The sequence below is a fragment of the Rhodococcus sp. 06-221-2 genome (assembly GCF_002258365.1).
Classification (GTDB): Bacteria; Actinomycetota; Actinomycetes; order Mycobacteriales; family Mycobacteriaceae; genus Rhodococcoides; species Rhodococcoides fascians.
Genome location: NZ_NOYJ01000035.1, coordinates 1 through 23,609, shown reverse-complemented (window position 1 = coordinate 23,609; position 23,609 = coordinate 1). Strand labels below are relative to the sequence as shown.

General features: G+C 64.4%; 24 protein-coding genes. 12 read left to right on the top strand and 12 right to left on the bottom strand.

Features of this window, described 5'->3' with window-relative positions; all coding sequences use genetic code 11:
• The first annotated feature begins 21 nt into the window (after window positions 1-21).
• The gene (locus CH281_RS21840) at window positions 22-1,464 is read left to right on the top strand and encodes a fatty acid desaturase family protein (protein ID WP_094621564.1); all 1,443 of its coding nucleotides are present in this window, start codon (window positions 22-24) and stop codon (window positions 1,462-1,464) included.
• Window positions 1,465-1,549: 85 nt separating this feature from the next.
• Here CH281_RS21840 and CH281_RS21835 read toward each other — a convergent pair whose 3' ends face one another.
• On the bottom strand, window positions 1,550-2,902 hold the full coding sequence (locus tag CH281_RS21835) for an MFS transporter (RefSeq protein WP_057473941.1): 1,353 nt from the start codon (window positions 2,900-2,902) through the stop codon (window positions 1,550-1,552).
• Between the two features lie 122 nt (window positions 2,903-3,024).
• The gene (locus CH281_RS21830) at window positions 3,025-3,912 is read right to left on the bottom strand and encodes a DUF5996 family protein (RefSeq protein ID WP_032369126.1); all 888 of its coding nucleotides are present in this window, start codon (window positions 3,910-3,912) and stop codon (window positions 3,025-3,027) included.
• A 145-nt stretch (window positions 3,913-4,057) separates the two neighbouring features.
• On the opposite strand from CH281_RS21830, the gene CH281_RS21825 reads away from it, so the two are divergent.
• On the top strand, window positions 4,058-4,897 hold the full coding sequence (locus CH281_RS21825) for a class I SAM-dependent methyltransferase (protein WP_057473942.1): 840 nt from the start codon (window positions 4,058-4,060) through the stop codon (window positions 4,895-4,897).
• Between the two features lie 31 nt (window positions 4,898-4,928).
• On the opposite strand, the gene CH281_RS21820 is transcribed toward CH281_RS21825, so the two are convergent.
• Both CH281_RS21820 and CH281_RS21815 read right to left on the bottom strand, forming a co-directional pair.
• Window positions 4,929-5,366, bottom strand: coding sequence for an SRPBCC family protein (locus CH281_RS21820; RefSeq protein WP_057473642.1), 438 nt, complete (start codon window positions 5,364-5,366; stop codon window positions 4,929-4,931).
• A 21-nt stretch (window positions 5,367-5,387) separates the two neighbouring features.
• Window positions 5,388-5,855 (bottom strand): SRPBCC domain-containing protein, encoded by a 468-nt coding sequence (locus tag CH281_RS21815; RefSeq protein ID WP_057473643.1) that lies wholly within the window; start codon window positions 5,853-5,855, stop codon window positions 5,388-5,390.
• Between the two features lie 195 nt (window positions 5,856-6,050).
• On the opposite strand from CH281_RS21815, the gene CH281_RS21810 reads away from it, so the two are divergent.
• Together CH281_RS21810 and CH281_RS21805 are read left to right on the top strand one after the other, a co-directional pair.
• Window positions 6,051-8,231 carry a glutamine synthetase III family protein gene (locus CH281_RS21810; protein WP_027495760.1) on the top strand — a complete coding sequence of 727 codons (2,181 nt, stop codon included), beginning with the start codon at window positions 6,051-6,053 and terminating at the stop codon, window positions 8,229-8,231.
• A 98-nt stretch (window positions 8,232-8,329) separates the two neighbouring features.
• Window positions 8,330-9,403 carry an alkene reductase gene (locus CH281_RS21805; protein WP_027495761.1) on the top strand — a complete coding sequence of 358 codons (1,074 nt, stop codon included), beginning with the start codon at window positions 8,330-8,332 and terminating at the stop codon, window positions 9,401-9,403.
• Window positions 9,404-9,500: 97 nt separating this feature from the next.
• On the opposite strand, the gene CH281_RS21800 is transcribed toward CH281_RS21805, so the two are convergent.
• Genes CH281_RS21800 through CH281_RS21790 form a run of 3 tightly spaced genes read right to left on the bottom strand, consistent with a single transcriptional unit; the run spans window position 9,501 to window position 12,539 of the window.
• On the bottom strand, window positions 9,501-11,006 hold the full coding sequence (locus CH281_RS21800; protein WP_032366793.1) for a tripartite tricarboxylate transporter permease: 1,506 nt from the start codon (window positions 11,004-11,006) through the stop codon (window positions 9,501-9,503).
• Window positions 11,007-11,022: 16 nt separating this feature from the next.
• A complete protein-coding gene (locus tag CH281_RS21795; RefSeq protein ID WP_032366792.1) occupies window positions 11,023-11,553 on the bottom strand; it encodes a tripartite tricarboxylate transporter TctB family protein in 531 nt (176 codons plus the stop codon).
• Window positions 11,550-12,539, bottom strand: coding sequence for a Bug family tripartite tricarboxylate transporter substrate binding protein (locus tag CH281_RS21790; RefSeq protein WP_032366791.1), 990 nt, complete (start codon window positions 12,537-12,539; stop codon window positions 11,550-11,552). Before CH281_RS21790 ends, CH281_RS21795 begins: the two co-directional genes overlap by 4 nt.
• 113 nt (window positions 12,540-12,652) lie before the next feature.
• Between CH281_RS21790 and CH281_RS21785 the strand changes: the two genes are divergently transcribed.
• The 3 genes from CH281_RS21785 to CH281_RS21775 all read left to right on the top strand — a co-directional run bounded on the left by CH281_RS21785 (window position 12,653) and on the right by CH281_RS21775 (window position 15,603).
• On the top strand, window positions 12,653-13,060 hold the full coding sequence (locus CH281_RS21785; RefSeq protein WP_236253864.1) for a universal stress protein: 408 nt from the start codon (window positions 12,653-12,655) through the stop codon (window positions 13,058-13,060).
• 120 nt (window positions 13,061-13,180) lie between these two features.
• Window positions 13,181-14,587 carry a hemolysin family protein gene (locus tag CH281_RS21780; RefSeq protein ID WP_094695501.1) on the top strand — a complete coding sequence of 469 codons (1,407 nt, stop codon included), beginning with the start codon at window positions 13,181-13,183 and terminating at the stop codon, window positions 14,585-14,587.
• Window positions 14,584-15,603, top strand: a complete 1,020-nt coding sequence (locus tag CH281_RS21775) for a hemolysin family protein (RefSeq protein ID WP_032374841.1) — start codon at window positions 14,584-14,586, stop codon at window positions 15,601-15,603. Before CH281_RS21780 ends, CH281_RS21775 begins: the two co-directional genes overlap by 4 nt.
• A gap of 316 nt (window positions 15,604-15,919) precedes the next feature.
• Here CH281_RS21775 and CH281_RS21770 read toward each other — a convergent pair whose 3' ends face one another.
• The gene (locus CH281_RS21770) at window positions 15,920-16,399 is read right to left on the bottom strand and encodes a DUF6764 family protein (protein WP_032386402.1); all 480 of its coding nucleotides are present in this window, start codon (window positions 16,397-16,399) and stop codon (window positions 15,920-15,922) included.
• Between the two features lie 207 nt (window positions 16,400-16,606).
• Between CH281_RS21770 and CH281_RS21765 the strand changes: the two genes are divergently transcribed.
• Entirely contained in the window at window positions 16,607-16,960 is a 354-nt protein-coding gene (locus tag CH281_RS21765) for a VOC family protein (RefSeq protein WP_032386401.1), read from the top strand.
• Here the strand turns inward: CH281_RS21765 and CH281_RS21760 are convergent.
• On the bottom strand, window positions 16,957-17,331 hold the full coding sequence (locus CH281_RS21760) for a winged helix-turn-helix transcriptional regulator (RefSeq protein ID WP_027495770.1): 375 nt from the start codon (window positions 17,329-17,331) through the stop codon (window positions 16,957-16,959). The genes CH281_RS21765 and CH281_RS21760 overlap by 4 nt on opposite strands.
• Window positions 17,332-17,445: 114 nt before the next feature.
• On the opposite strand from CH281_RS21760, the gene CH281_RS21755 reads away from it, so the two are divergent.
• The gene (locus tag CH281_RS21755) at window positions 17,446-18,300 is read left to right on the top strand and encodes an SDR family oxidoreductase (RefSeq protein WP_032386400.1); all 855 of its coding nucleotides are present in this window, start codon (window positions 17,446-17,448) and stop codon (window positions 18,298-18,300) included.
• A gap of 34 nt (window positions 18,301-18,334) precedes the next feature.
• Window positions 18,335-18,946, top strand: coding sequence for an FKBP-type peptidyl-prolyl cis-trans isomerase (locus tag CH281_RS21750; RefSeq protein ID WP_080730137.1), 612 nt, complete (start codon window positions 18,335-18,337; stop codon window positions 18,944-18,946).
• Between the two features lie 69 nt (window positions 18,947-19,015).
• Here CH281_RS21750 and CH281_RS21745 read toward each other — a convergent pair whose 3' ends face one another.
• Together CH281_RS21745 and CH281_RS21740 are read right to left on the bottom strand one after the other, a co-directional pair.
• A complete protein-coding gene (locus CH281_RS21745; protein ID WP_094695500.1) occupies window positions 19,016-19,645 on the bottom strand; it encodes a lipocalin family protein in 630 nt (209 codons plus the stop codon).
• Window positions 19,642-21,696, bottom strand: coding sequence for an MMPL family transporter (locus tag CH281_RS21740; protein WP_230591164.1), 2,055 nt, complete (start codon window positions 21,694-21,696; stop codon window positions 19,642-19,644). The genes CH281_RS21745 and CH281_RS21740 overlap by 4 nt, the downstream gene beginning before the upstream one ends.
• Before the next feature lie 147 nt (window positions 21,697-21,843).
• Between CH281_RS21740 and CH281_RS21735 the strand changes: the two genes are divergently transcribed.
• Both CH281_RS21735 and CH281_RS21730 read left to right on the top strand, forming a co-directional pair.
• Entirely contained in the window at window positions 21,844-22,323 is a 480-nt protein-coding gene (locus CH281_RS21735; RefSeq protein WP_032371734.1) for a MarR family winged helix-turn-helix transcriptional regulator, read from the top strand.
• 217 nt (window positions 22,324-22,540) lie between these two features.
• A complete protein-coding gene (locus CH281_RS21730; RefSeq protein WP_051365044.1) occupies window positions 22,541-22,942 on the top strand; it encodes an STAS domain-containing protein in 402 nt (133 codons plus the stop codon).
• Window positions 22,943-23,085: 143 nt separating this feature from the next.
• On the opposite strand, the gene CH281_RS21725 is transcribed toward CH281_RS21730, so the two are convergent.
• Window positions 23,086-23,274, bottom strand: coding sequence for a hypothetical protein (locus tag CH281_RS21725; protein WP_027495777.1), 189 nt, complete (start codon window positions 23,272-23,274; stop codon window positions 23,086-23,088).
• Window positions 23,275-23,609: the final 335 nt, after the last annotated feature.

Sequence of the window (23,609 nt, the reverse complement as noted above, 5' to 3'; positions counted from 1 at the left end):
TCCATTCGAACAGGGGAATGTATGTCTATCGACGAAACCACCAGGCGCGTCACCGACACCGATGAGCCGGTGAACCCGCTGGCGCACCTGAGTGACGAGACGATCGCCGAACTCGCCAAGGAGTTCGACGCCATTCACGACGAGGTGTACTCCAGCCTCGGTGACAAGGACCGCAAGTACATCACCTCGGTGATCGCAGCCCAGCGTCAGCTGTTGGTTGCCGGCCGCGTGCTGTTGCTCGGCTCCACCAGCAAGCCGGCGTGGCTGGCCGGCACCGCATGCCTCGGCATCGCGAAGATCCTCGAGAACATGGAGATCGGCCACAACGTCATGCACGGCCAGTGGGACTGGATGAACGATCCGGAAATCCACTCCTCCGTGTGGGACTGGGACACCGCGTCCACCGCCAACTCGTGGAAGCACTCCCACAACTACGTGCACCACACGTACACGAACATTCGCGGCAAGGACAAGGATCTCGGCTACGAGATCATGCGTATCGATCCACGTCAGAAGTGGAGCCCTGTCTACCTGGCCCAGCCGTTCTACAACGTGCTGCTGATGGCGTTCTTCGAGTGGGGCGTCGCCCTGCACGATCTCGACATCGAGGCTATCCGTCGCGGAGAGAAGCCCGTCAAGGAGCTCGTCGAGGACCTCAAGGGCATCGGCGTCAAGGCACGGAAGCAGTTCGTCAAGGACTACGTGGGCTGGCCGCTGATCAGTGCCGGGGCATTCGCGGTGGCGCAGCTCGCCTCGGGTGGTCGTCTACCCGAGAGCAAGAGGTCTCGCCTCGCGTCCAAGCTGCGGGGATCCGCGCGTTTCGGCAAGAACCGCCGGACGGCCGCCCTGTTGGACAGTCGGGTCAGTGGTGTCGAGAGCACGTTCCTCTCGACGGTTGCCGCCAACTTCACCGCCAACATCATTCGCAATGTCTGGTCGAACGCGATCATCTTCTGCGGTCACTTCCCGGATCAGGCATACACCTTCAGCCAGGAAGAGGTGGAGAACGAGACCCGCGGCGGATGGTACGTGCGTCAGCTGGTGGGCGCCGCCAACATCGACGGCGGACCGCTGTTCCACCTGATGAGCGGCAACCTGAGCTACCAGGTGGAACACCACCTGTACCCGGACATGCCCAGCACTCGATACTCGGACGTCGCGCCGAAGATCAAGGACATCTGCGAGCGCTACGAATTGCCCTACAACACCGGGCCGTTCTTTCAGCAGTGGGGGATGGTCCAGCGGACCATCGCACGATTGGCCTTCCCGGGTGGCAAGGTTCGGCCGAAGCCGGGCCCCTACCGTCCCGAGGAGAGCTGGCGTCGCAAGTTCGCCGAGGGTGCCACCAAGGACAGTGAGGCCGCCAAGACTCGCGGTCGCGTACCGGCCGAGCATCCCGCGGCGGGACCGGAGCACAACTCCGGTGGCGTCGACGTTCAGCCGCCGCCCCGTGGCGACGACTGAGTCTCGTTCCAGGACAGCTGACAAGAACCGCGGCCACCCGACTTCCGGGTGGCCGCGGTTCTTTGTGTGTGTCGGTTGTGGGCCCTTACGCCATGTCGACATCCTTGGTCTCGATCAGTCTCTTGGTGCAGACCAGACTCAGCACCGACAGCAGAGCCAGCATCACGCCGATCGAGATACTGCCGAACGCGGCCGCGAGCGGTGCGGCAAGCATCGGCGGAATCGCGCCACCGAGAACGCCGGCGAGGTTGTAGCCCAAACCTGCTCCGGTGTAACGGAATCGGGTCTGGAAGAGCTCCGGAAGCAGAGCTCCGGTCGGGCCGTACGCAACACCGAAGATCGCGAGCGTCACGCACATGCCGATCACGAACGCGACCGGTGAGCCCGAGTCCAGCAAGGGGAACAGTGCTATCGACCACGGCACCGCGACGATGCACGCCGCCATGATGACCCGACGTCGGCCGACGCGATCGGAATAGGTTGCCGAGGTAGCGATGGCGATACCGAAGATCACCGCAGCGCCTATCCCGGTAACCAACACGAACGGGCGGTCGAACCCGAGGGTTTTGGTGCCGTAGCTCGTCAGGTATGCGGTCCCCATGTAGAAGAAGGCGAAGAGGGACGCCAAAGCGCCTGCCGCAGTGATGATTTCGCGCTTCTGGATGCGCCATGCGTCGAAGATCGGCAGTTTGGTCGGTGCCGAGTTCGCCGGAGCGTGCTCTTCGGCGAGCTTGTTGGCTCGAAAGACCGGGGTCTCTTCGATGGCCAACCGCATGTAGAGGCCGATGAGGACCAGAACAGCGCTGAGCAGGAACGGAATTCGCCACCCGTAGTTGAGGAAGGTCTCGTTGGTGTCGCCGAACAGCAGGCCGGTGGCGAGGAAGGTCGCACTGGAGAAGATGAACGCGGCCGAGGGTCCCAGCTGCGGGAACATCGCATAGAACCCACGCTTGCCGGCCGGTGCGTACTCGGCAGTGAGCAGCGTGGCACCCGCCCACTCTCCGCCGACGGCAAATCCCTGCCCGAATCTGAGCAGTACCAGAATGATCGGGGCTGCGACTCCGATGGTGGCTGCGCCGGGCAGTAGACCGATCGCGAAGGTGGACACGCCCATCAACAGCAGGGTCGAGATCAGGGTCTTCTTACGACCGATGCGGTCGCCGAAGTGGCCGAACAGCACCGCACCGACGGGCCTGGCGATGAACGCGACGGCGAACGTCGCGAACGACGCCACGGTGCCTGCGGTCGATCCGAGCGCCGGGAAGAAAATCGTGGGGAAGACGAGTGCGGCGGCAGTGCCGTAGATGAAGAAGTCGTAGAACTCGATCGTGGTGCCGATGCCACTGGCAACCGCTACTCGGCGGACGCTCGTCTTCGTCTGCACCGCCGGTGGGGTCGGAGTGGCGACGCCCGGATCCTCGGGCGAGACAGCGGTCATGGTTCCTCCGTTTTTGTCGGGTATCGGGTATATGTGCGATACCGAATGCGACGAACGGTAGTGATCCGGGTCACCCGTGGGGTACCCCCGAATGGGGGGAACGATGACCGCCCCCACCCGAGCTAGTCCCAGTGGGCGGTCTCGACGGCAGCGCGGTAGGTGTTCTCGAGAAAGGCGAGCAGAAGTGCGTCGGGGTCCTCGGCGGTGCGGACGGACTCGTACGGAAGTACGTACTCGCCGAGATCACGATCGAAGTACGCGGGGGCGGTGACGGCCGGATGACTGTCGTAGCCGTCCGGGTTCGGGTAGGCGTACGCGTAGAACGCGCCCTCCGCGGCCCCGCCCGGCCAGAACCCGGCGCTCGACACCTCGTCGCTGTATGCCTCGTGCATCACCCAGTCGGGACAGTTCGGAACACCACCGGGATGTTGTGGTGCAGGCCTTCCGGAGAATCGTGTGACAGCGAGATCGAAAGCGCCCCAGAAGAAGTGGACCGGGCTGGATTTGCCGCGGAAGCCGGCTCGAAACTCCGAGAACACCCGATCAGCGCTGACGAGCGCTCGCCAGAACTTCTGGACGGCATCGGCGTCGTACGACGCGTGCTCGACGTCCTCGGCGAACGGTGTCGCGTGTGGCAGTTCGACCGGCACTGCCACGATCGGAGCCTCCACGCCGAGCCCGGAGAGCAGATCGGTGTACTCGGCGTAGAAGTCGGCAACGGTTCGAGGCTCGAGCCTCATGGTTCGGCGCTCGCCATCGGTGGTGGCGAGGATCAACTGGTGTGCGAGAAAGTCGAAGCGAATCTCGAGGCCTCGATCGCCGAGTGGCATCAGCGACGTCGTCAGGCCCGACGCGTCGACGTACAGCGCAACTCCCCACCAGTGGTTGAGCGGGGGAGACAACGCCATTCGGGTCTTGCCGACTATCTGGGTCCACAGTTGCACCGTGTCGCGAGTGTCCGCCCAGCTGTCGACTCGAAGTTCGGGCCACGCGTCGTACGAATTCGTCATATGTCGATGATGCACGGACGAGGGGAACCAGACCATACCTGTGCCGAGACGCCGGGGCAGCACCTCAGGCGCGCCTCAGGATTCGTCGGTACGGTCGTCGGCAGTTGCGGTACGTCCGCAGCTCGTGAACGGGGAGGTGTCCGAGTTGTCCACCGACTCCAACCGGGGTGTTTTCGACGATGCTCGGGTCGCCGCCACGTACGTGGAATTCATGGGACCCACCGACGGATTTCTCGATCGCGGTGAGGCCGCAGCCTTGGTCGCCGCCGCAGACCTGGCCCGCGGGGTTCCGGTGTTGGACGTGGGTGTGGGGAGCGGCCGCACCACGCCGCTGCTGCGACTGCTTTCCGACCGCTACGTGGCAATCGACTACGCCCCCAACATGATCGACGCTTTCCGGAAGAATTTTCCCGATCTGCCTGCGCACGTCGCCGACGCTCGTGACCTGGCGGCGTTCGAGGACGGTGAGTTCGGCTTGGTCGTCTTCAGCAACAACGGACTCGATACCGTGGCCCACGAGCAACGCCGCCGCGTACTGGCCGAATTCGCGCGGGTGACCGACGAGACAGGCGTCGTGGTCTTCTCGACGCTCAATCGAGGTGGCCGGTCGTATCTGGAGAGCCCGTTTCAGTTACGGCGACCGACGACTCGGCCACAGTTCTCGCTGCGAGCACTTCTCGTCGCCGTCGGACGTCGTCTGCTCGATCCGTCTGCGCAGGTGCGCGGTGTGCGGAACTGGCTCGTCAATCGGTCGAAAGCCGAGGATCACCGATCGTGGGCTCTGGCCCCGTTGCAAGCCCACGAATTCGCACTCGTCATGCACTTCTCGACCCTCGACGACGTCCGCACTCTGGTGGCCGGCGCAGGCCTCGAACTGATCGCCGTCTACGGCGACGACGGCGAACGCATCGCGCCGGACCGACACGAGTCCGCGGCCGACAACTTCACCGTCCTCGCGAAAAAGCCTGCGCTGGAACGAAAGTGACTTCGAGGTACTGAGCTCGGAAGCGTCGAGGTCACAGTCTTTCCAGCGCGGCGGTCATCTTCTCCACGGTCTCCGGAGCGACCTTTGCCTCGAAGCCCGCCTTCAGGAACGGGCCCGCAACCTTTGCCGCACCGTTGAATTCGACGTGCGCGTGGTAGTCGATCCGGGTCGACGCGGGGCCCTCGGCTGTCAGCGTGATGTCGTCGACGCTGGTTGCCGTCTTGTTCTTCCCCTCGAGCACGACGTGATCGGGCTCGTCGGTGACCAACGTATACGTCAGTTCGGTGGTGACTCCGAACAACTTCGAGACGTTGTGCCACTGCGTTCCGACGGCCACCGGGCCGTCGGAGACCTGGGTGCAGCTCTCGGTTCCCGGATCCCACGCCGACGCATTGGAGAAGTCGCGCAGGAATGCCGCGGCCTTGTCGAGCGCGACAGCGGCGGTGAAGGTTCGGGTGACGTCGACCATGAGGTTCTCTCTTTCGATGGATCAGTTCTCGACGGTGACGCCGAGGTGTTCTGCGAGACGGCGCATCGTGCCGACGATCTGTTCTTCGGTCACCCTCGGAAAGCCGGCCATCTTTCGAAACTCCGGATCGGTGACGCGGGACCAGTCGTAGACCTGCGTCAGCGCTGTCCTGTCGTGGGCGACCTCCTCGAGTTCCCAGGACCACCGCGTGCCACGGGGTTCCATGCCCTGGCGATTGGGAATCCAACCGATGCGTCGGTCCTGCTCGAACACGAACACGGTGTTCTCCATGACGTACTCGCCCAGTTCCGGTTGATACATATCCATCGCGAAGGTGTCGCCCACCGCGTTCAGCGGCGTCGGATCGATCGCGCCGCGGAGCATTTCCGAGCCGTCGACCGCGGCCTGGACCTCGGGATTGGCGAGCGCGGTGAAGACGGAGGCGGGAGGAGCGTCGATCACGCGGCGGACGGTCAGTTCGTCGGTCATGGGGCCACGCTTTCCGGTTGATTACGCTGGCTACGCAGTTACCCCCGTCTGCGGGGAAGGAAACTCCTGCCTTCCGACGGTTTTGCATTGCAGTGGACACAGCGACGAAACACCACCGCCACGAGGCATTCGTACAGTCGCCAAGTCGGACTCCGCACACACCAGGTGCGGAGCGCACCTTGCCAAGGGGTAGCCATGAGTGGAAATACCGTCCGCCTGCAGGCGATCAAAGACGTCGAGGCGTACGTGCCGCCTGCGGTCAGCTTCGTCGGAGACGAGAAGCCGGGCGAGATATTCGGTGAGAACGTCTTCAGCAAGGTCGTCATGCAGAAGCGACTACCCAAGTCGGTCTTCAAGTCGGTGATGGCCACGATCGACAAGGGCAAGAAGCTCGACCCCATGGTGGCCGACGCGGTGGCGTCGGCGATGAAGGACTGGGCTCTGGAGAAGGGCGCAACGCACTACGCGCACGTCTTCTACCCGCTCACGGGGTTGACGGCCGAGAAGCACGACAGCTTCTTCGATCCCGTCGGTGACGGCAGTGCGCTCGCCGAATTCGCAGGCAAGACGCTGATTCAGGGCGAGCCCGACGCGTCGAGCTTCCCCAACGGCGGCCTGCGCAACACGTTCGAGGCACGCGGATACACAGGCTGGGACGTCACCAGCCCGGCGTACGTCCTCGAGAACCCGAACGGTAACACCCTGTGTATCCCGACGGTGTTCGTCTCGATGACCGGTGAGGCCCTCGACCACAAGACGCCGCTGTTGCGTTCGCAGCAGGCGATGGGCGGACATGCCGAGCGCATCCTGAAGCTGTTCGGACACGAGAACATCGAGAACATCGTCTCGTTCTGTGGCCCGGAGCAGGAGTACTTCCTCGTCGACCGGCACTTCTTCCTGGCCCGTCCCGACCTGCTCAATGCAGGTCGCACCCTGTTCGGCTCGAAGCCGCCCAAGGGTCAGGAATTCGACGACCACTACTTCGGTGCCATCCCCGAGCGCGTGCTCGGCTTCATGATGGACACCGAGCGTGAGCTGTTCAAGCTCGGCATTCCTGCCAAGACCAGGCACAACGAGGTAGCACCCGGACAGTTCGAGATCGCGCCGATGTTCGAGCGCGGCAACATCGCGGCCGATCACCAGCAACTGTTGATGACGACGTTCAAGACCATTGCCAAGAAGCACGGCATGGAGTGCCTGTTCCACGAGAAGCCCTTCGAGGGCGTCAACGGCTCCGGCAAGCACGTCAATTTCTCCCTCGGCAACTCCGACCTGGGATCGCTGCTGGTGCCCGGCGACAACCCCCACGACAACGCGCAGTTCCTCGTCTTCTGTGCCGCCGTCATCCGCGCGGTGCACAAGTACGGCGGTCTGCTGCGCGCATCGGTGGCGTCGGCGACCAACGATCACCGCCTCGGTGCCAACGAGGCTCCGCCCGCGATCATCTCGATCTTCCTCGGCGATCAGCTCGCCGACGTGTTCGACCAGATCGCCAAGGGCGCAGCCACATCCTCGAAAGGCAAGGGCACCATGATGATCGGTGCCGACACCCTGCCCGTACTGCCGACCGATCCCGGCGACCGCAACCGAACCAGCCCGTTCGCCTTCACCGGCAACAGGTTCGAGTTCCGCGCCCCCGGTTCGATGCAGACCGTCAACGGCCCGATGGTCACGATCAACACGATCATGGCCGAGGCGCTCGACTACATGGCGACCAACCTCGAAGCGGCCGTCGCTGACGGCACCGATTTCGACACCGCCGTGCAGAATCTGCTGACCGAGATCATCACCGAACACGGCGCGGTGGTGTTCAACGGCGACGGCTACTCCGACAACTGGCAGATCGAGGCCGAGGCACGCGGCCTACCGAACCTGCGTACGACGCTCGACGCGTTGCCGGAGTTGATTTCCGAGTCGGCGATGGAACTGTTCGAGAAGTACAAGGTGTTCAACCACCGAGAGATGCACTCGCGCTACGAAATCGGGCTCGAGCAGTACGCGTTGACGGTGTTCGTCGAAGCGCGGTTGACGCTGGAAATGGGTCAGACATCGATCCTTCCCGCTGCACTGCGCTACCAGACGGAATTGGCGCAGAACGTCAGTGCGCTCAAGGGCGCGGGCGTCGACGACGTGGACATGACTGCGCTGCACGCAGTCTCGGCTCCACTGTCGGAGCTGCGGGCAGCGTTGGCGACATTGAAGACCGCCCTCGAAGCGAATCCGGGCGGCGACGCTCTGGCCGAGGCCACCCACGCCAAGGACGAACTGTTGCCTGCGATGGCGGCTGTCCGTTCTGCGGCCGACACCCTCGAGGCAATGGTGGCCGACGATCTCTGGCCGCTGCCGACGTACCAGGAGATGCTGTACATCCTGTGAGTGAGCAATGTCTCGGATCGGAATAGCTTCATGGATCTCGGTCGTTCGAGTGATCAGTGGCAAGTACTGTGCACGCACTCGTAAGGAGATAGAGAACCATGAAGTTGTTTTCCCCGTTGACGCTCGGTGACCTGAAGCTCGACAACCGGTTGGTGATGGCTCCGCTGACGCGGGTGCGCTCAGGACGTGACGGAGTGCCGGGTCCGCTGGTGGTCGAGCACTACAAGCAGCGGGCGTCCCTCGGTCTCATCGTCAGTGAAGGCACCTACCCGAGCCATGCGGGCCAGGGCTTCCCCGGTCAGCCCGGTCTGGTGACCGACGAGCAGATCGAGGGGTGGCGCAATGTGGCCGACGCAGTGCATGCCGACGGCGGGCTGATCTTCGCTCAGGTGATGCATGCCGGGCGCGTGACCCACGAGGCGACGACGGGTGGCCGTGAGGTCGTCGGCCCCAGTGCCATCGCCATCGACGGCGAGACTCACACGTACGAGGGAAAGAAGGCGTACCCCACCCCGCGTGCACTGCGGGAGGACGAACTGCCCTCGGTGATTGCCGATTTCGTACAGGCCTCGAAGAATGCGGTCGCTGCCGGTATGGACGGCGTCGAGGTTCACGGTGCCAACGGTTACCTGTTGCACGAGTTCCTTTCGCCCGCCTCGAACCAGCGTGACGACAAGTACGGCGGTTCGCCGGAGAACCGGGCGCGGTTCGTGGCCGAGGTGGTCGAGGCCGTGGCCGCGGCACTCGGAGCCGGCAAGGTCGGCATCCGCATTTCGCCCGAGCACAACATTCAGGATGCGCTCGAGACGGACTCCGACGACGTGCGTGCCACCTACCGCGCGCTGGTCGAGCGGCTCGCGCCGTTGGGTCTGGCGTACCTCAGTGTGCTGCACAAGGATCCGTCGGGCGAGCTGGTACAGGATCTGCGGCAGGCGTTCGGTGGTGCCGTGCTCGTCAACAGCGGCTTCGGTGAGATCACCACTCGCGACGAAGCGCTGTCGCTGCTCGACGACAACGTCGGCGACGCCGTCGTGGTCGGACGTCCGGCAATCGCGAACCCCGATCTCGCGTACCGCTGGCGTGAGGATCTTCCGCTGAACGAGCCGGACCAGAGCACGTTCTACACCGACGGTGCCAAGGGCTACACGGATTACCCGGCTCTGCAGCACTGAGTGCTTCGCAGTGGTGTGGTTATGCGCCTGCGGGCGCGCAGGAGTGAAGCCTGCGGAACGACCGGAGAACAGAGCCACACCACTGCGCGGAGGGCACTCAGAAGTCGGCGGTCTTGCGGGCGCGGATCTTGCTGACGATCGAGAACACCACGGCGATGATCATCAGTGCGTAGAGCACGATGGTGATGCCGCTACTGACCAGAATCGACGGGTCGCCCTCGCTGACGGCCAGCGCGCGTCGAAGTGATTCCTCGGCGAGTGGGCCGAGGATCACGGCGATCAACACCGGTGCGAGCGGAATGTCGTAGCGCCGCATCATGAATCCGACGATGCCGAGCCCGAGCATGAAGATCAGATCCACGATCGACGCACTGGACGCATAAACGCCGAGGGCGGCGAACACCGAGATACCCGCGTACAGGTAGTTCTTCGGGATCTTCAGCAGCTGCGCCCACAGTGGTGCGAACGGCAGGTTGAGGATCAGCAGCACGATCATCGCCAGGAAGAGGCTGGCCAGCAGGGCCCAGACGATGTCTCCACTGCGCTCGAACAGGAGCGGTCCGGGTTGCATACCGTACTGCTGGAACGCTGCGAGCATGATCGCCGCCGTGGCGGACGTCGGTAGACCCAACGCCAGTAGCGCTCCCATGGCCGTACCGGCCGTGGAGTTTCCGGCCGCCTCGGGTCCTGCCACACCACGAATGGCACCTTTGCCGAACATCGGCTTCTCGCGTTTACGATCGAGCCGACGCTCGGTGCCGTACGCCAGGAAGCTCGGCACCTCAGCGCCGCCTGCTGGTATGACGCCGAACGGCACACCGAATGCCGTCCCGCGTAGCCAGGCCGGGAGTGCTTCGCGGAACTCCGCCTTGCTCAGCCACGGTCGTCCCTGCGACTTGATCAACGACCGATCCTCGGGCCGCCCGATCTTCGACGCGATGTGGATGACCTCACCGAGGGCGAGCATCGCGACGGTGATGACGACGATGTGGATGCCGTCGAACAGGGCAGGTACCTCGAAGGTGAATCGTGAAGCCCCCGACGGACCGTCGATACCGATCACGGCCAAAGTGAGACCGATCAGCAGTGCGGTCAGACCTTTGAGGGCGGAGTCCGAGACCACCGCCGAAGTGGCGATGAACGCGAACACCGCGAGTGCGAGATATTCGGCGGGTCCGAAGTTGGTCGCCAGCGCCGCAAGCGTCGGTGCGAAGAACACGACCAAGGTCGTGGCGATCATGCCACCGATGAACGACGCGATGGCCGAGGTCGCCAAAGCCTGTGGGGCGCGGCCGTTCTTGGCCATTCGATGTCCCTCGAACGTACCGGCGATGGCGGTGCTGTTGCCGGGGGTGTTCATCAGGATGCCCGAGATGGAATCGCCGAACAGGCCGCCGAAATACACTCCGGCGAACATGATCAGCGCCGCGGTGGGGTCGAGAGTGAACGTGACCGGCAGCAGAAGCGCCACCGCCATAGCAGAACCGAGTCCGGGTAGCACGCCGACGGCGGTGCCGAGCAGTGCGCCTACGAACACCCACACCAGGTTCATCGGAGTCAGCGCGGTGCCGAACCCGTCGAGAAGATTACTCAATGAATCCATCGGAAATTCAGCTCCGTCAGAAGATCTGGGCGAGAACGCCGCCGGGCAAGGTCAGGCCGAGGCCCGCGGAGAATACGATCTGGACGGCGCTCGAGACCAGCAGTGCGACTGCCGCGTCGAACACGTAACGGCGACCACCCAATCCGACCGAGACACCCCAGAAGAGGATGGCACCGGCGAGAACCCAGCCGAGCGGGTCGAGGAGAGCGATGAACACTGCCACCGATCCGACGGTGATCGACAGGGTTCGCCAGTTGCTGACGGTACCGGTGTGCGGCACGCCGTCGTCGTCGACGCCGCGATCGATGACGTCTGGCTTGACCATGAGTTGGATCGTGACCAACACGGCGACCACGAAGCAGCCGCCGGCGACGATGGCCGGAAAGACCTGCGGGCCAGGGGAGGTGGCGGTGGGAGGAACATCCATCGTGATGGTTCCGTAGACCAGGAATGCGCCCAGTGCGACGAGCAGTGCCGGAACGATCAGGCCGCTACGGCCCGTCCAGAAGGAGCGGGAGGTTGCGGTGTCGGGAGTCGTCGTTGTCATACCAGCCCCAGCTCTTCCAGAATTCCGGTGATACGTGCCTGCTCGACCTCGAGGAATTCCCCGAATTCGTCTCCTGTGACGACCGATTCCTTCCAGCGGTTTCGGTCGACGGCCGTCGCCCACTGCTCGGTCTCGACCATCTCGGTGACGATGTCGACGAGCGTCTGCCGGTCCTCGTCCGAAATCCCGGGCGGCGCAACGATTCCGCGCCAGTTCACGAGGTCGACGTTGTAGCCCTGTTCGATGAACGTGTCCACGTCGAATCCCTCGAGCGGCTCGGGCGCGGCCACGGCGAGGGCACGCACGTTGCCGGCTTCGATCTGATCGCGGAAGTCGTTGAATCCACTGACCGCGACGCCGACGGTGTTGGACAGCAGCGACGTGAGTACCTCACCGCCGCCGGAGTAGGCGATGTAATTGATTGCGGCCGGATCGATGTCGGCTTCCTGGGCCAATTGGCCCGCCACGATGTGGTCGATGCCGCCGAGCGACCCGCCGCCGATCGGCAGGCCACCGGGGTTCGCTCGCCATGCCTCGATCATGTCCTCGAGATTCTGGATCGGCGAGTCCTTCGGGACGACGAACACCTCGAAGTCCTCGGCGAGCTTGGCGATCGGCACGGTGTCGGCCAAGGTGGTGTCGGAGTTGTTGATCGCGATGCCGCCGAGCATGACGGTGCCGGTGATCATCACCGTGGTGGGCTGACCGCTGAGGTTCTCGAGTTGGCTCAGGCCGATCGTGCCGCCGGCCCCTGGAACGTTGACCACCTGCGCGTTGTTGACGATGCCATCGCTGCGCAGCGCTTGCTGCGACTCGCGGGCGACCAGATCCCAGCCGCCGCCCGCAGCAGCCGGAGCGATCAGTGTCAGTTTGGCTCGGGCATCGGAGCCGCTGGCACTGCGAGCGGCGTCGATACCCGCCACGGTCACCGCTCCCACCACCGCCAGGGCACCGACTGTTCGAAGCAACGTGGGCGGTATCGCCATCAGAGACCTTTCGTGTGGTGTGTCACAGCGTCAGGTTAGATACAGTTTGTCCGATTAGTCCAGTTCACAACATCGAGGTCGATCTTCGGTGGATTCGAGCAACGGGAGAGACCGTGTCTTCAGCGAACACAGCGGTAGGCAGCGCAGTGGCAGTAGCGATGAGCAACACCCCCGAGGGGCAGGAAGCGTTGCGGCGCGGTGCCGCGGAGGCAGAGCTGCGTCGGACCGAGCTGATCGTATTGTCCGTGGTGGACCGCGATTCCGTATCGGCGGAAGACCGTAGCGCGGCGCAGGCCGAGGTGGAGCGGACTCTCCCCGGAACTGCGACGACTGTGCGCGTCGAACCGGATGGCGGCGACCCGGCCGGCGCACTGGTCGATCTCGTCGCCGACGTCGGTGCGGGGATGCTCGTCATCGGGTCCAAGCGCAGATCGGCGGTCGGCAAATTCCTGATGGGCAGCACGGTGCAGCGCGTTCTGTTGGACAGCCCGGTCCCCGTCCTCGTCGTGAAAGCGCCGTGACCCGGTAGTATCGGACAAATATCCCACCACTCGACCTCGAGGAATCATGGACAGCGATAAACCCGGGCCGGACACGGCTCCCCGCACTACAGCTACTACGTGCGAGGCGGTGTCCGGCGAATGAGCGTTCTGCTCACTCTTCTGCTCGGCCTGCTCGTCGTTTTTCTCATCACCGTCGCAACCGGTTACTTCGTTGCGCAGGAATTCGCGTACATGACCGTCGACCGGTCCCGGCTCAAGGCGCGTGCCGAGGCCGGCGACGCCGTCGCAGCTCGCACGCTGACCGTCACCAAGCGGACCTCGTTCATGCTCTCGGGTGCACAGCTGGGTATCACGGTCACCGGCCTGCTTGTCGGCTACGTCGCCGAACCGCTGATCGGGCAGTCGTTCGGAGCGATACTGGGCGGCGTCGGTGTTCCGACAGCAGTCGGTGTCGGCCTCGGTGCCGTTCTGGCGATCACGTTCGCGACGTTCGTACAGATGCTCTTCGGTGAACTGTTTCCGAAGAACTTCGCCATCGCCCGCCCCGAGCCCGTGGCTCGATGGCTCTCGCTGTCGACGACCATCTATCTCAAGCTCTTCGGTTGGCTCATCACCATTTTCGACCAGTCGTCGAACCTGTTGCTCAAAGCATTCAAGATCGAGCCGGTGCACGATGTGGAACATTCGGCGAGCCCACGCGACCTCGAGCACATCGTGTCGGATTCGCGGGAGACCGGGGATCTGCCCGACGAGCTGTCGACGCTGCTCGATCGCATTCTCGACTTCCCTACGCGCAACGTCGAACACGCCATGATCCCGCGTTCGCGTGCGGCGACGGTCCGCGACACCGACACCCTCGGTGAGGTGAAAACACTGATGGGCCAAGAGCATTCTCGATACCCCGTGCTCGACGAGGCCGACGGAATCGTGGGCGTGGTGCATCTGCACGACGTGTTGGCCTCCACCGCGCCGGATTCGACCCCCATCGCAGACCTCACCCGCGATGCGCTGATCCTTCCCGAGATGCAGAGCCTGCCCGACGCGATGCGCGAGCTGCGGGCGACACGGAACCAATTGGCTTGTGTCATCGACGAATACGGTGGTCTCACCGGAGTGATCACCATCGAGGACCTGGCCGAAGAGCTCGTCGGCGAGATCACCGACGAGCACGACGACGGCGTACTCGACCCGAGCCCGGTCAGCGCCGACGACGGCAGCTGGACGATGGCAGGGGAGGTGCACGTCGACGAGGTCGAGCGCGCCATCGGCGTCGACCTCCCCGACGGTGACTACGAGACCATCGCGGGATTCGCCATCGCCCATCATGGTTCGCTACCCGACATCGGGACCCGTATCGAGGTCGATCTGCCGCCGGACAACGCGGACCTCGCCAACGACGACGAGTCGCCGATTCGATTCGTCACGATCGAGGTGCAGGAGATCGACAGTCACGTGCCGTCACTACTGACCCTCACCATCGACGAGCGGACAACCGAGCACGACGAGAATTCGGCCGAGTCCGATACTGCAGGAGCGCACCGATGAGCAACCTCTGGGTCTTTCTGGCCGTCACCATCGGTCTGATCGCTGCGAGCGCCTTCTTCGTTGCCGTGGAGTTCGCACTTCTTGCGGCCAAACGGCATCGCCTCGAGGATGCTGCCCCCAACTCGCGGGCGGCGCGGGCTGCTCTGCGCAGCTCCTCGGAATTGACGGTGCTGCTCGCCGGATCGCAGCTCGGTATCACCGTCTGCACCCTCGCGCTCGGCGCGACCACCAAGCCTGCGGTGCACTACTGGCTCACGCCGCTGTTCGAGAGCATCGGCCTGCCCTACTGGTTCGCGGACGTCCTCGGCTTCGTCCTGGCCCTGATCATCGTCACGTTCCTGCACTTGGTCGTCGGCGAGATGGCTCCTAAGTCCTGGGCCATCGCACATCCCGAGAAGTCGGCAACGATGCTCGCAATCCCCATGCGCGCGTTCATGTTTCTCACGCGTCCGGTGCTGACGGCCCTGAACAACATGGCGAACTGGTGCCTACGCAAGGTGGGCGTCGAGCCGGCCGACACCGTCGGCACCGGGCAGAACGCAGACGACCTGCGTCAGCTCGTCGAGCACTCGGTCAACGTGGGAGCCCTGGACGCCAGCTACCAGGCGCAGATATCCGGGGCATTGGAATTGCAGGATCTGACCGTCGGTGACCTGGTGGCCGGAAGTGGCGCGCCGACGTCGGTACCGTCGTCGGCGTCGATCGACGACGTGCGGGAGGCGTCCCGGATCAGCGGCCATCTGCGCATCCTCGTCAGTGACGACGACGTAGTGAAAGGTGTTGTGCACGTGAGGGATACGTTGACCGAGCCGGAGTATCTCGCCGAGATCACCCGCCCGGCCTACACGCTGGATCGGACGACACCGGTCTACGTCGCCCTGCAGTCGATGCGCGAGACCAGACATCATCTGGCGCTGGTCGTCGAACCGTCGGCCGAGGCGGGTGACAGTGCGCGCACTATCGGCGTTGTCACCCTGTCGGATGTGTTGACGCGGCTGCTGCCCGAGCCTGTCTGATCTTCGGTCACCCCATACGAATCATCCCCGCCCGGCCAACGCGGCCGAGCGGGGATTTTTCGTGAGCACCGGATCCGAATGTCAGATCGGGGCGATGACCAGAAGGTGTGCCCAATACGACGCGACGTCGTGGCCGAGTTGGGGGAGCAGAACGTCGTAGAGCAGGTAGGACATCATTGCCGTCGAACTCCTTGTTCAGCGGGCCGTCACCGGCTCGCGTACCGAGACTGTAGTCAGTGAGACTGTAGATCAACCTGGGCCCGGCGGCACTGATATGGCCTGCGCAAGTCGTGTTTCACCCCGACGACGACGGGCATCAGCCGATGCAGCCCTGCAGGGTGGTGAAGCTTCCGGCGAAGCCGGCACCGTTGCAGGCGGCACCCTCGGGGGTGAGGGTTATCGTCGAGCCCGGCGCAGCCACGGCGATCGACAGTCCGAGGCCGGCCGCAGTGTTCTGCGCGATGGCACCGGGACCGAAGGCGATCGCAGCAGGCGCGCCGCCGAAGCCGGCGTTGCTGACGGCAGTTCCGCCGTTGAGACCGAGGGCCAGTGCCGCCGCGTTGTTCATCGCCTCCGCCGAGCCCCATCCCTCGAGGCCGACTCCTGCTGCGGCACTTGCGCCGTCTGCGGAGCTGTCGCACTGTGAACCTCCGACGAGCGCGGCGACGTCGGCCCCTCCGGGTGCCGTGGTGCAGGCGACCGGTGCGGCCGAGGCCGTGCCGGGCACCAGGGCCGCGAAGGTACAGGCGAATCCGAATGCTGCTGCTCCGCCGAGAATTCTCTTGGTATGGAACATGGTCGATGCCTCCAAGATTTGGCGCAGGCACCGGGCGTGCCGCGCTCCTGCGGTTGCCGGATCGACATGCTCGTGCGCCCCGACGACCTTCCTCGAGTGTTACCCCGTAGCGACGCGCTCAGAGATCCGCATGGTCACGAATGCATCTCGGTATGATCACAACGCGGTAAACAGCGTTCCCCCACCCTCGGTGCTTACGATGGCTCCATGATCGGACGTATCGACGAGGTCGTATTCGACTGCACGGAACCGGCTGTGCTGGCCCGATTCTGGGCGGGTGTGCTCGGTGGTCAGCCCGTCGTGCGCGACGACTCGTGGCATTTCGTCGATGTTCCCGGGTTCACCCGGATGGCGTTCCAGCGAGTGCCCGAGGGTAAGTCCGGCAAGAATCGACTACATCTCGACGTGGACGTTCCCAGCATCGACGTTGCCGTCGAGCAGGCAGTAGGTCTGGGTGCGACGGCGGTGGGGGACCGGAACACCACTGCGGCCGGGTCGTTCCAGGTGCTACTCGACCCCGAGGGCAACGAATGGTGTGTAGTGACGCCCCCAGCTGACTAGCGGGCGTCGTGCTCGGCGCGTGCTTCGAGCACGGCAGGCATCGAGCCCTCGATCAGTTCGATGAGGTCGGTCAACCGTGATCCGACCTCACGTCCGAGCGGGGTGAGGCTGTATTCGACCTTGGGCGGGATGGTCTCGAGCACGGTACGCACGATGAGGCCGTCGCGTTCGAGGGTCTGCAGCGTCTGTGCCAACATTCGCTCGCTGACGCCGTCGACGCGTCGGCGCAGGGCATTGAATCGGTAGTCGCTCTCGGTGAGGGCCGCCAGGACGAGCACTCCCCACCTGCTCGTCGCGTTCTGCAGTGTCTGCCGTGACCCGCATTCCCGTGCGAAGACGGATGCTTCGAGAGATTCGACGGCCTCGGACATTTCTCCATGTTAACGCAGGCCGTACCGGCAGCGCTAAATTTCGATGTTGCACTGCACGAAAAGTAAGTGCATGATGAAACGGAACTTGATACTTCAACCTCGGGAGCGTTTTCCATGACCACAGCCATCACCGGAGCGACAGGCAATCTCGGCGGGCTCGTCGTCGCCGCACTCATCGATCGCGGCGTCGCGCCTGCCGACATCGTCGCCGTCGTACGCAACGCCGACAAGGCGGCCGCACTCGCCGAGCGCGGTGTGGTGGTACGGGTGGCCGACTACAGCGACACCGACGCGCTGGCGTCTGCGTTCGCGGGTGTCGAGAAGGTGCTGTTGATCTCGGGATCGGAGGTCGGCCAGCGAATTGCTCAGCACAACAACGTCATCGACGCCGCCGAGGCAGCCGGGGTGAGCCTCGTCGCTTACACGAGCGTGCTCGCTGCCGACACCTCCGGCATCAGCCTTGCGCCGGAGCACAAGGCCACCGAAGAGCGATTGACGGCCTCGCCGATTCCCGCTGTGTTTCTGCGTAACGGCTGGTACTGGGAGAACTACTTGGGCTCGCTCGGCCAGGCCATCGACAGCGGAGTGTGGCTGGGTGCAGGCGGGAACGGCAAGATCGCCGCTGCCTCTCGCGCCGACTACGCCGCCGCTGCCGCGGCTGTGCTGACTCTCGAGAACCAGGGCGGGAAGATCTACGAGCTCGGCGGGGACGAGCGCCTGACCTATGCCGAACTCGCGGACGTTCTCGCCGGCATCTCCGGGAAGCCGGTCGTCTACAAGGATGTCACCGAGTCGGAGTACGCCTCGATTCTGCAAGGCGCAGGACTGCCCGATTTCGTGGCGACCATGCTGGCGAGCGCGGATGCCGGTATCTCCCGCGGGGAACTCGACACCGATTCCGGTGACCTGCAGGCATTGATCGGCCGCGCGTCCACCCCGGTCGCCGAGGTGTTCCGCTCCGCGATCTGACGGGATACACGGGGCCCCGTATGCCACTTGTAGCGTGGGCCCCGTGAAACTCACCTCGACCCGCACCCTGTTCCTGGCCGCCACCACCTCACTCGTCCTGTTGACGGGTGCATGCAGTTCCGACTCGGATTCTGGGACGTCGCAGACGACGTCCTCGGCGACGTCCTCCACCGATGCGACGGCTTCGAGTAGCTGCCCCACGGGCACACCCGACCCGTCGGCCACCCCGGAGTGGACATTGGCAGGCGACACCGGCAGCATCGCCGTCACCGGATCGACGGATACTGCGGCACCGGCCGTCGACGTCGAAGCCCCGTTCAGCGTCGCCGAGACGCAGGTGAAAACGCTGAAGGCCGGGGACGGCCCGATCGTCGCCGACGACGCGAACGTGTCCGTCTGCTACCTGGGCGTCAACGGACGCGACGGATCGACGTTCGACAGCAGTTTCGAGCGCGGCGCACCGGTCGAGTTCCCACTGACCGGCGTGGTGGCGGGCTTCCAGAAAGCCATCGCCGGACAGACCGTCGGCTCGACCGTCGCCGTAGCGGTGACGTCGGCCGACGGTTACGCGACCGGCAATCCGGCAGCCGGAATCGAGCAGGGCGACAGCCTGATCTTCGCTATCTCGATCCTGTCCGCGAGCTGAGTGCCTCCGGCAGTGGCGTGGTTATAAGCCCTCTGCGGCACATAACCACGCCACTGCGGCTCCGCCGCACTACACGGTCGAGAGCTGCTGAATCGTCGTCGCGCCGCCCGGGGTGGGCGTCGTGGTGATGAAGTTCGAGTCGTAGCCCAGCGATTCGACGACGCTGCGGATCTCGCGGAACTGCTCGACGCTGACGTCGGGCGTGCGCTTGAGCACGAATCCGGACGTGCGGCTGGGGCTTCCGACGAACGCCCACGAGTAGTCGTCTGCGATGTAGGCCACGATGTAGTTGGTCGGCCCCTCCTGGCTCTCCTGCGTGGGGACGCCCGGGAAGCTCACGTGCAGTTGGGCTTTGGTGACGGTGTCGTTGACCCGAGCATTGCCGACGATGCGGTTCTCACCGCCGGTCCAGGTGGTGCAGGTGTTCTCGACGCGAATGTTGAATTCGTCGATCATCTGGTAGTTCGCCTGCGTGTCACGGGCGCAGATCAGGTTGAACGGCTGCGGCACCGCGGCAACCTGGTTCCACGTGCCCAGGTACCGTTCGACATCGAGTGACGGGATCGGAGCCAGTGGCTCAAGACCGACCGACCCCAGAGGGCCGACCGGTTGCGCTTGCGCCGGGGCCGCGCCGAGCAGGGCACCTGCGGCGACTGCTCCTGCAATTGCGGTGCGGCTCAACATCGTACGTACCTTCATGAATTTCGCTCCTTGGTTGCGGTCGTCTCGTTGTCGATCGTGCTCGGCCACCAAATCCCCGGGCCGATGAGGGTGAACAGGGCGGGAATCACGACGGTGCGTACCACGAAGGTGTCGAGCAGAATGCCGAGGCCGACGATGATTCCCAACTGGGTGAGGGTGATCAGCGGTAGGACGCCGAGGACGCAGAACACTGCTGCCAGAACGATTCCCGCGCTGGTGATGACGCCGCCGGTGGCCGAGACCGCCCGCACGATCGCAGATCTGGTGCCGTGCCGAACCGTCTCCTCCCGGGTCCGCGTGACCAGGAAGATGGTGTAGTCGACACCGAGGGCGACGAGAAACAGGAACGCGAACAGGGGAGTGTTGTCGTCGAGCGCGGGAAAGCCGAAGACGTGCAGACTCACCCAGCTACCGATACCGATGGCGGCCACGGCACTCAGGACCGTGGTGGCGACGAGAATCAACGGTGCGACGACGGCGCGAAGCAGTATCAACAGCACGAGTAGGACGACCGCCAGGATCGCCGGTATCACCACGATCCGATCGCGGGCGGCAGCGTCGGTGGTGTCGAGTGCTTTGGCGTCGCTGCCGCCGACTCGTGCGTCGTCGACACCCGCAAGGGCGGACCGAAGGTTCTCCACGACGGTGAAGGATTCGTCGGAGGCGGGGGCAGCGTCGGTGACCACCGACAGCCGGGTCAGTCCGGTACCGGAATCAGCGACCCGATCCACCGAGACGACGCCGTCGACGTCCCGGACGGTGGCGACGACGCCGTCGATATCCGAGGTGGGTGCGAGAACCGTGATCGGGTCTGCGGATCCGGCCGGAAAGTGTTGCGAGAGAGTGTCGAATCCTTCGACGGATTCGGCGGTCACCCGGAATTGCTCGGTCTGCGACAGCCCGATCTGTGTGCCGACCAAGGCCGCGCAGCATGCGAGCAATACGGCGATGGTGATGGAGGCGGTCGCCACCGGACGACGAGCGACACCGGCGGCCACCGAATGCCAGACGCCCTCGGTGGTGGTATCGCGATCGGACGGCTTGGGGACGAAGGGCCAGAACAACTTCGGGCCGCACAGTGCCAACAACGGAGGCAGTACGAACAGCACGAACACCGATGCGACGACGAGGCCGGCCGCGGCCAGCGCTCCCAAGCTGCGAGTGCTGGGGAGGATGGCCAGCAACAGAGTCAGCAGTGCGAGGACAACGGTGGCATTGCTGGCGAGGATGGCCGGTCCCGCGTTCCGGACGGCGTGGCGCAACGCGAGCCGGTGATCGGACTCGCGGCGGAGTTCCTCGCGGTAACGAGAGATCAGCAGCAGGGCGTAATTGGTGCCTGCGCCGAACACGAGCACGCTGGTGATCCCCGAGGTCGAGCCGTCGAACGACAGCCCGGTCGCCTCGGCGAGGGCCGTGCCGACGGTGGAGGCGAACCGATCGGCGAAACCGATGACGGCAAGCGGAACCAACCACAGAATGGGCGATCGATAAGTGGCGATGAGGAGCACTGCCACCACGAGTGCGGTGACGGCGAGCAACGTGAAATTGGCCCCGGAGAACGAGTTGGCGATGTCCGCTCCGAATGCCGGCCCGCCGGTGACCTGGGCGTTGAGATCGGACGGTAGGCCGACCGTCGCCGCGGATCGGAGGCTTGTGATCAGGTCGTTCAGGGTGAAGCCGGACAGTTCCGAGTTCACCTGAACGAACGCGATTGCGGCCTTCCCGTCCGGTGCGACGATCGGAGGGGGTCCAGGTTCGTCGGTCACCGACCGGTCGACGGTGAGCAGCCTGGCCTGCGCAGCAGCGGCTGCCTCGATATCGGCCGGGGTCAGGTCACCGCCATCGACGCGGCTCAGAACGAGGATCACCGGTGCGGTGTCGGAGTCCGGGAACTGGGAGAGCAGCTCGTCCACCTGGTACGACTCGGCGGATGTCGGCAAGGAGTTCGGCGACTGACCGGCAGAATCGTTGCTACCGACGAGCCCGATCACGGCAATCGAGAGAATAAGAATGGCGAGGGCGAGCGCCCACGATCGACGATGCGTCACGGCCGCGGCGATGCGGTCCCAGGCTGCGGTGGTCTCGGTACGGGTGCTGTCCACGAAGAAACAATCTCATTTACTTAGATATTAAGCAACTGAATCTCTTGCGGGCAGTAGTCTGACCATGACCGCAGCGAAGGAGTTACCACCGCCATGACCGACCGAAACCACCTCGAATCCGCGATATCGGCGGACCTTCGGGCGCTGTCATCGGTGTCGGAACAGATCGGTCAGGTATTCGGTGCGTTGCACAGCTTGCGGCCCAACGACTTTCGCGCTCTGCTGCATGTGATGGTCGCCGACGTCGAGGGCGCGCCCCTCACCGCGGGTGAGCTCGGCACGATGCTCGGACTGTCGTCCGCGGCGATGACGTATCTGGTGGAGCGGATGATCGCGTCCGGTCATATTCGACGCGAATCCGACGCGTCGGACCGACGTAAAGTCATACTTCGCTACGACGAGCACGGTATGGAGGTTGCTCGCGGGTTCTTCGGACCACTGGGAGCGCGCACCAGCGCTGCGCTCGAGGACCTACCGGATTCGGATCTCGACGCTGCCCACCGAGTGTTCGAAGCGCTCATCGGAGCCATGCGCGAGCATCACGCCGACCTGGGAAACAGCACCCGCACGTAGCCCGCGTTCGCATCGGGATGTTCGAACCGCTGGTGGGGGCCCGCATTGTGCCAATGCTGGACTCCGAGCGTGCCGGTGCCGTAGGGTTGGCCGTGGTTGAGCTAACAGCCGGTCACGGGGAAACGCAGCGAAGTGTGCGCCCGGGTCAGGCGAAGAATTCTGCTCCCGTTGCGTAGATCGGTTTCCCCTTCAGTTCGACCGATCGATGGGATCTGCCATGAGTGTTGAATCACGAGGCAACAAAGTTCGAACCACTTCGGTGAGCGTCGCGGAGAAGTCCGTGTCCGTTGCAGCAACCGGAGCCATCTTCACCGCGCACGACGGCACCGACGGTTCACTCGTCGTCGCCGTCCACGGCGACATCGACATGCTCAGCGCGCCGATGTTCTCCGATTTCGTCTGCAGTCGCGTGTCCAGCAAACGGCATCTGACTCTCGACCTGTCCAATGTCGAGTTCTTCGGCATCGCCGGACTCTCCGTCTTCGATGCAGTTCGTGAATACACGGCTGGCATCGGTGCTTCGTGGTCGATCGTGGCAAGCCGATCGGTGACCCGCCTGCTGCAGGTTGCCGACCTCGAGTCGACGATTCCGACCTCCCGACCGACGACCGACCAATAGAACTGGCGGCGACATCGCCGCGACAAGAGGTGGGCAGCTCCTGCACAGGGGCTGCCCACTGTCGTTTGCCGTCCCCCCGCACAACGATCGGGCGGTCCCGCGAATCACTGGGACCGCCCGATTGTCGTGTGAAAGCACAAGGTCTAGTCCTTGGTGCCTTCCGAGTCGCTGAAGAATGCCCAGTCGCCGTCGTGCTCGACTTCGAGGCGCCAGCCCAGCTCCTCGTTGTCGGCGCGGCTGTCCTTGAACCAGGCGTGCGCGTCCTCGGAACTGGTGATGTCCTTGGTGGCGACGACGGTTCCGTGCGGGTCGATAACTCTGTAATTTGCCATGCGGTGAGGGTGCCCCGATGTTGCGCAACCTAACCCAGCCGCATCACCGGCACCGGCCGCTAAGAGAAGCGGAAGCCAATGCCGCGCACTCCGGATAGAGCTGGGCAGAAGCCGGGGCTGGGTAGTAAGGCCGGGTTGTGTGGGAGGGCCGGGGTGTGTGGGGACGGCCGGGCTGTGTGGGAGGCGAGGCTGTGTTGAAGGCAGAGCTGTGCCGTGGTGGTGGTGTGGGTCGTCAGGCGGGTTGTCGTGGTTCTTCGTCGCCGGTGTCGCGGGTGTTGTCGTTGTGCTGGTCGGGTGGGTAGAGGACTTCTTCTGGGTGGTGTGCGTGGTTGATC

Coding starts and splice junctions, on each gene's coding strand:
- CH281_RS21755 (WP_032386400.1), top strand. CDS start 17,446: ATGACCACAGCCATCACCGGAGCGACAGGCAATCTCGGCGGGCTCGTC.
- CH281_RS21810 (WP_027495760.1), top strand. CDS start 6,051: ATGAGTGGAAATACCGTCCGCCTGCAGGCGATCAAAGACGTCGAGGCG.
- CH281_RS21765 (WP_032386401.1), top strand. CDS start 16,607: ATGATCGGACGTATCGACGAGGTCGTATTCGACTGCACGGAACCGGCT.
- CH281_RS21760 (WP_027495770.1), bottom strand. CDS start 17,331: ATGTCCGAGGCCGTCGAATCTCTCGAAGCATCCGTCTTCGCACGGGAA.
- CH281_RS21835 (WP_057473941.1), bottom strand. CDS start 2,902: ATGACCGCTGTCTCGCCCGAGGATCCGGGCGTCGCCACTCCGACCCCA.
- CH281_RS21745 (WP_094695500.1), bottom strand. CDS start 19,645: ATGAAGGTACGTACGATGTTGAGCCGCACCGCAATTGCAGGAGCAGTC.
- CH281_RS21820 (WP_057473642.1), bottom strand. CDS start 5,366: ATGGTCGACGTCACCCGAACCTTCACCGCCGCTGTCGCGCTCGACAAG.
- CH281_RS21725 (WP_027495777.1), bottom strand. CDS start 23,274: ATGGCAAATTACAGAGTTATCGACCCGCACGGAACCGTCGTCGCCACC.
- CH281_RS21775 (WP_032374841.1), top strand. CDS start 14,584: ATGAGCAACCTCTGGGTCTTTCTGGCCGTCACCATCGGTCTGATCGCT.
- CH281_RS21815 (WP_057473643.1), bottom strand. CDS start 5,855: ATGACCGACGAACTGACCGTCCGCCGCGTGATCGACGCTCCTCCCGCC.
- CH281_RS21770 (WP_032386402.1), bottom strand. CDS start 16,399: ATGTTCCATACCAAGAGAATTCTCGGCGGAGCAGCAGCATTCGGATTC.
- CH281_RS21840 (WP_094621564.1), top strand. CDS start 22: ATGTCTATCGACGAAACCACCAGGCGCGTCACCGACACCGATGAGCCG.
- CH281_RS21805 (WP_027495761.1), top strand. CDS start 8,330: ATGAAGTTGTTTTCCCCGTTGACGCTCGGTGACCTGAAGCTCGACAAC.
- CH281_RS21795 (WP_032366792.1), bottom strand. CDS start 11,553: ATGACAACGACGACTCCCGACACCGCAACCTCCCGCTCCTTCTGGACG.
- CH281_RS21735 (WP_032371734.1), top strand. CDS start 21,844: ATGACCGACCGAAACCACCTCGAATCCGCGATATCGGCGGACCTTCGG.
- CH281_RS21790 (WP_032366791.1), bottom strand. CDS start 12,539: ATGGCGATACCGCCCACGTTGCTTCGAACAGTCGGTGCCCTGGCGGTG.
- CH281_RS21780 (WP_094695501.1), top strand. CDS start 13,181: ATGAGCGTTCTGCTCACTCTTCTGCTCGGCCTGCTCGTCGTTTTTCTC.
- CH281_RS21830 (WP_032369126.1), bottom strand. CDS start 3,912: ATGACGAATTCGTACGACGCGTGGCCCGAACTTCGAGTCGACAGCTGG.
- CH281_RS21800 (WP_032366793.1), bottom strand. CDS start 11,006: ATGGATTCATTGAGTAATCTTCTCGACGGGTTCGGCACCGCGCTGACT.
- CH281_RS21730 (WP_051365044.1), top strand. CDS start 22,541: ATGAGTGTTGAATCACGAGGCAACAAAGTTCGAACCACTTCGGTGAGC.